This is a genomic window from Pseudomonas sp. 30_B (genome assembly GCF_017491605.1).
Lineage (GTDB): Bacteria > Pseudomonadota > Gammaproteobacteria > Pseudomonadales > Pseudomonadaceae > Pseudomonas.
Genome location: NZ_JAFGYY010000305.1, coordinates 1 through 459, shown reverse-complemented (window position 1 = coordinate 459; position 459 = coordinate 1). Strand labels below are relative to the sequence as shown.

Annotated in this window: 1 protein-coding gene; it reads left to right on the top strand. The window is 61.0% G+C overall.

Going from position 1 to position 459, the window contains the following annotated elements; translation table 11 throughout:
- Positions 1-433 (top strand): helix-turn-helix domain-containing protein (locus J5M67_RS28400; RefSeq protein WP_207888672.1); only part of this gene is annotated, 433 nt, incomplete at its 5' end.
- Positions 434-459 lie beyond the last annotated feature (26 nt).

The following is a 459-nucleotide window of genomic DNA, read 5'->3' as shown; positions in this document are numbered from 1 at the left end:
ACTTAGAACGATTCGAAAACGTGCCGGCCTCTCGCAAGACGAACTCGCTGCGAGGGCGTCGCTGGCTCGCACGAACCTCGCGAGCGTCGAACAAGGACGGCGGGCAAACCTCCGACTCTCGACCCTTTCCCGTCTAGCTGATGTACTGGGCGTGGATGTGCTCGACTTCTTCTGTGACCGGCCTGTCGGCGAACAGGAACCAGCCGGGGAAGACGCCCCGGCTCGGGTAATAGCGAATGTGAAACGGCTGCGCAGTGAGGCAGGGCTCAGTCAAGAAGCACTCTCGGTCAAAGCCCATCGATTTCGGACGTACGTCGGCCGGTTGGAGAACGAAGCGGCCAGCCCAATGGTGGTCGATTTGCAGGACCTGGCTGACGCCCTTGGCATCTCGATTCCGGCACTCCTCGAGCCTAGCCAGCACAAAGCCAAATAAGGAATGAGCGGAACGCGGCCAAGGGC